This window comes from Deltaproteobacteria bacterium (assembly GCA_016183175.1).
Taxonomy (GTDB): Bacteria; UBA10199; UBA10199; order UBA10199; family SBBF01; genus JACPFC01.
Genome location: JACPFC010000091.1, coordinates 1 through 4,659, shown reverse-complemented (window position 1 = coordinate 4,659; position 4,659 = coordinate 1). Strand labels below are relative to the sequence as shown.

The 4,659-nt window shown below is 52.2% G+C and carries 4 protein-coding genes; 3 read left to right on the top strand and 1 reads right to left on the bottom strand.

Annotated features, from left to right (window positions below):
- Window positions 1-100: 100 nt before the first annotated feature.
- Window positions 101-2,842: a sigma-54-dependent Fis family transcriptional regulator gene (locus tag HYU99_09070; protein ID MBI2340496.1), complete on the bottom strand. Its 2,742-nt coding sequence runs from the start codon at window positions 2,840-2,842 to the stop codon at window positions 101-103.
- A gap of 214 nt (window positions 2,843-3,056) precedes the next feature.
- On the opposite strand from HYU99_09070, the gene HYU99_09065 reads away from it, so the two are divergent.
- The 3 genes from HYU99_09065 to HYU99_09055 form a co-directional block, all read left to right on the top strand.
- On the top strand, window positions 3,057-3,653 hold the full coding sequence (locus HYU99_09065; protein ID MBI2340495.1) for a sigma-70 family RNA polymerase sigma factor: 597 nt from the start codon (window positions 3,057-3,059) through the stop codon (window positions 3,651-3,653).
- A gap of 2 nt (window positions 3,654-3,655) precedes the next feature.
- Window positions 3,656-4,264 (top strand): hypothetical protein, encoded by a 609-nt coding sequence (locus HYU99_09060; GenBank protein ID MBI2340494.1) that lies wholly within the window; start codon window positions 3,656-3,658, stop codon window positions 4,262-4,264.
- Window positions 4,265-4,267: 3 nt separating this feature from the next.
- Window positions 4,268-4,659, top strand: a 392-nt coding sequence (locus HYU99_09055; protein MBI2340493.1) for a hypothetical protein, incomplete at its 3' end; no start/stop codon positions are given.

Genomic DNA, 4,659 nt, shown 5'->3' with positions numbered 1-4,659 from the left:
TTAATAGGCAAATCAACCCGCCGAAAGAACACAGTTTTTTCCTCTTTGGCCCGCGGGGAACCGGCAAATCCACCTGGCTTAAATCGACCTTTCCCTCCGGTTAATTCTTCTCCAGTTGCTTCATCATTTTATACAGGTGGGTCACATGGATGCCCAGCGTGCGGGCGGCGCGGGCCTTGTTGCCGCCCGCCTGATGAATCGCACGTTTGACGAGACGCCGCTGAAATTCCTCCATCTGCTGATGATAGCCCCCCCGGCGAAGGATTTTTTCCGCCTCCTCCTGCAGTTGATCCCACAGGCCCCCCTCCAGATCGTGGATTTTTATGGCCTCCCCTGCCGGACATAAGGCCACCGAACGCTCGATCACGTTTTGCAGTTCGCGCACGTTGCCGGGCCAGGGGTAGCGCAAAAGCCGCTCCCGGCTCTCCTTGTCGGGAAATAAAACCGCCTTGCCCATTTCTTCCGAAAATTTTCGGACAAACGAGTAAACAAGCTCCTGCAAATCCTTTTTGCGTTCCCGAAGAGGGGGCACGTAAACGGGAAAGACGTTCAACCGAAAATAGAGGTCTTTTCGCATCTGTCCCACGGCCACCGCGGCCTCCAGGTCCCTGTTGGTCGCCGCAATCACCCGCACATCAACGGGGATCGACTGGTTCCCCCCCACCCTTTTGATCTCTCTTTCCTGAAGGACGCGCAGGAATTTCAACTGCATCGCCGGGTTTACATCCCCGATTTCGTCCAGAAAAATAGTTCCCTCGTGCGCCGCTTCAAATAGGCCGATCTTTTGCGCGCGGGCGTCGGTAAAGGCCCCTTTCTCGTAGCCGAACAGTTCGGACTCCATGAGCGCCTCGGGGATCGCGGTGCAGTTGATGGCAATAAAGGGTTTTTCGCCCCGGGAGGAGCGGTCGTGGATGGCCCGGGCGATCAGCTCCTTTCCCACTCCCGACTCGCCGCGCAAGAGGACGGTGACATCGCTCTCCCTGATTTTTTCGATGTTTTGAAAGACATCCCTCAAATCGCCCCGTTCGCCGATGATGGGATCGCCGATCTTTCCCCCCCGCACCTCTTCCTTCAGAAGCCTGTTTTCAATTTTCAACCGTTCCTGAAGCTTCAGCACCGCATCGTGCTGGCGCGCGTTGACAAGGGCCGCCGCGGCGGTCTTGAGAAGGGTCTGAAGATTGATGATATCTTCAGGCGAGTAGGGGGAATGGTCCGATTTTTCGGAGAGAAACGCCAGACCGATCGTTTTTTCGCAAAACAGGATCGGAAGAAGGAGGACCAGATCGTTCCGGACAAGCATTTCCCGGACAAAATGGTCTCCCGCGCTCTCCATTTCGGAAAGGATCAGACATTCCCGCCCCTTCATTTCGATTTTGCCCCATTCGATTTCTTCCGGAACGCAGACGGCGGGCCCGGAAAGGACAAACGGATCCTGTTCGCCTTCGCCCAGATAAAAAAAGTAACGGGGGATTTGAAAACTGCCGGCCAAAAAGCCGCCGAGTGAATTTAAGATATCCTCCGTCGAAAGTTTCGAGAGAATCGAGTCGCCGGCCGATTCAATCATGTTTTTGAACTTGTAGGTTGAATAGAAAAAAATCCGGTCGAACAGCGATGTATGGGCCGCATACAAAAGAAATACCACCATCAAAATCTGGCTCAAAAACATGAGTCCGAGGGCGTAATGCGGGGGAAGCTGATACGCCCGGAGCACTGCGGGGGTGAGGCCGCAGACAAGGAGGAGATTGCCCACCAGAATGACACCGACGAGGAGCGCCAAGGTCCCCCGTTTGAGGCGGACGTTAAAGTCGAGGGCATGAAAGCGGATGATGGTCAGCGGCAGGAAGATGGCGTACCAGAGCTGAAAAATAAGGAGTTCGCGGGGGAGGATGACGTCAAATATCTCCCGGGCGGCATAATAGGCATAGGCGGGAAGAATGGTGAGGTAAATCAGATTGAACAGACGAATGATCTTTCGCGTCATCACCGAGTCGGTGGTGAAATAGATAAAGGCACAGTTGGCGTGGGCGACAAGCGAAGGAAGGGCGTAGGAAAGCATGAGGGCGATGGCGTAGATTTGATGGTCCTGCCGCGTCCGGACGGCGAAAAAATAAACGAGACCCGAAAGGACAAAAACGCCCGCCAGCGTGATATTAAAGGCGCGAAGGGAAATTTTGATCGGCGACCGCTTGCGGAAAATTTCAAAGTTGGCCTGGCATGAGACAAGGGCAAAAAGGCAGAAAACGACAAAGAGCGGCAGGAGAAGGAGCTGGCCGGTGTAATAATCGACGGCGAGGATCTGCATCAGGCCGGTCAAGAATCCGGCGAGGCAGACCAGAAAATTGCTGGTCACGTGCGGGCTGAAAAAAAAGATCACCACCGCGAGCAGAACAAAGGAGAGGCCGATGAAAAGATCGAGAAAAAAGCTCAAGAGGTAATCGTCCCACGTGAAGAGCATGGGGTGAACCGAGATGACGGTGGATCTCCCTTTGCGATCGATTTGATAAACAACCGGCTTTGGTCCTGTATTGGCAAAAGCCTGTGCAAACTCCTCTTTGGAACCGGCCACTGGCCGGTTCTGCTCAAGGTATTGAAAAAAAGAGCCAACCGTGGTGAACGGGACACCGTCGTAGGCCAAAATTTGATCCCGGCGTTTGATCCCCTCGCGATTGCCGGTCCAACGAGAGTGCATCAGGGAGGTGACCTCCCCTTTTTGCGAAATGGTAAAGCCCGGCCTTACCTTTCCGATCCAGGAAATCCCCTCCAACAGACTGACGGTTCCCAGGAAGAGTGAAAGCACGAGCAGTGCCTTGACAACAAGAGTTCGGGAACGAATCGGATCCATTCTTCCTCCCTGATAACCGCTATTTTTTTTCAAACGGAAGCGCAAGGGACAGCGCGTCATAAAAGTGGGGATAGATAGCAAAATTGATACGCTTTTATAGCAATCGTGCGAGTCACTAAAAAGTAATCTTGTTATGGATTAAGTTTATCTCTTTGATCTTTGAAGAGTTGAAAATCTCCAGAAGTTGGCACTCCATTTGCACATCTTAAAGATCATGAACTCCCCTCAAGCATCGCGGACAGTCATTTTGTTGGTTGAAAAATATCTCCCTTTCGCCTCAACCCTTGCTCGGGTGGCTTTGCGGTCGCTCGGCGGTCACGTGGATTATGACGACCTCCTCTCCGACGCCCGCCTTGGTCTTTTAGAGGCGGCCCAACGCTTTGACACCCGGTACAATTACGATTTTAAAACCTTCGCGAGTCACAGGATTCGGGGGGCTATTTTTGACGGCCTTCGAAAAAGCGAATGGATGCCGCGTCATTTTTATTGTCTGCCGGAGCTTTCTTCCTGCTCGGTTGTTTCATTTGATGACATGGAAGATTTTGAACCGGCCGATCCTTCAGCCGGCCATGGGTTGGAGGGTCCTATCGATTTCCGGACGGTCAAGCGAAGGCTCCGGGCGCTGATTGATTTTCTCCCTGTCAGGGAAAAGAGGCTTGTGATGATGTACTACTTTCAGGATCGCACGCTGGACGAAATTGCGGGGACGCTCAATCTCTCCAAATCATGGATCTCCCGCCTCCACCGCCGGGCCCTGGAATTTTTGCAAAAGAAACTTTTAAGATTATCCAAGGAGAAAGAGGAGATATAATTATGCCAAATCCAATTTCAGCGTCGTCGCCGGACGATTTTTATCGGCAATGTCTCGACTATTGTTTTCAAAAAAACTTCACCAATTGCACTGATCGTTGTGGCGCTGAAAAATCAATGCCTGAAGAAGCGTCCAAACCCTTCTCTTGGAGCGATCATCGGACAGTACAGGCCATGGCCACAATCGCCAACCCTTATACTATTACCGGAATGTTTGGGACTGGGTTCTTGATCGAAGGGACAGGAGGCTGGATCGGCGGCTCTGTAACAGCGGCGACACTTCTCCTCCCAGTCGGAACTTCGGCTTATTACCATTATGACAAATACTCGGCAGGTGAAGAAACGGAACCGAGGGCATTAGCGCACGTTGCGGGAGATGCCGTTGTTTCCGGACTTGCTCATATAGGCGGCACAATTTCAGGATTAGGCGTTGGCCTCGCGGCACTTCGCTTTGCCCCATTATCCCCCAGCACATTTTTAGTTTCAGGCGCTGTTGGAAGAACCGCCGCAACCGCCGGCATTGTTTATTATCTGACCGACCCAATGGATGAAACAATTGATCATTACATGGATTTTATCGAATGGCAGTCGGGCAAATTTGAAGGGAGGTAAAATATGGGTGCCTCAATCATTGGAGTTCTTGGCGGTGTCCATTTTGGTACAGAGGTTGCCAAGTCAGGGGGAGAGACTTCTTTGGGCCCTTTGGTTGATTTATCCGCAGGACCAGCTTTTGGTTTCACTTATGGCGGCCCGGGTTGTTATTTTGGTAGCCCCCCGGATCAATATTTTGGTAGCGCTCCGGGTTGTCATGGTTTTGCTGTTTCTGTGATCCCACAGATTTTTGTCAGAGGTTCTACGATCACAGGCTTTGACAGTCCTGATCTCAACTGGAAAGGTACCATCGGCGGCAAGTTGACCCTCGCACCTGGTGAGATAGGCGATGGGAATATGATGCCTTTTGTAAGTTTGTTGGGCGGCCTTTCAGCTTACACTGAGAGTTGCGGTGC

Excerpts from the sequence above, each read along its gene's own strand:
- HYU99_09060 (MBI2340494.1), top strand. The coding sequence starts at position 3,656 with ATGCCAAATCCAATTTCAGCGTCGTCGCCGGACGATTTTTATCGGCAA.
- HYU99_09065 (MBI2340495.1), top strand. The coding sequence starts at position 3,057 with ATGAACTCCCCTCAAGCATCGCGGACAGTCATTTTGTTGGTTGAAAAA.
- HYU99_09070 (MBI2340496.1), bottom strand. The coding sequence starts at position 2,842 with ATGGATCCGATTCGTTCCCGAACTCTTGTTGTCAAGGCACTGCTCGTG.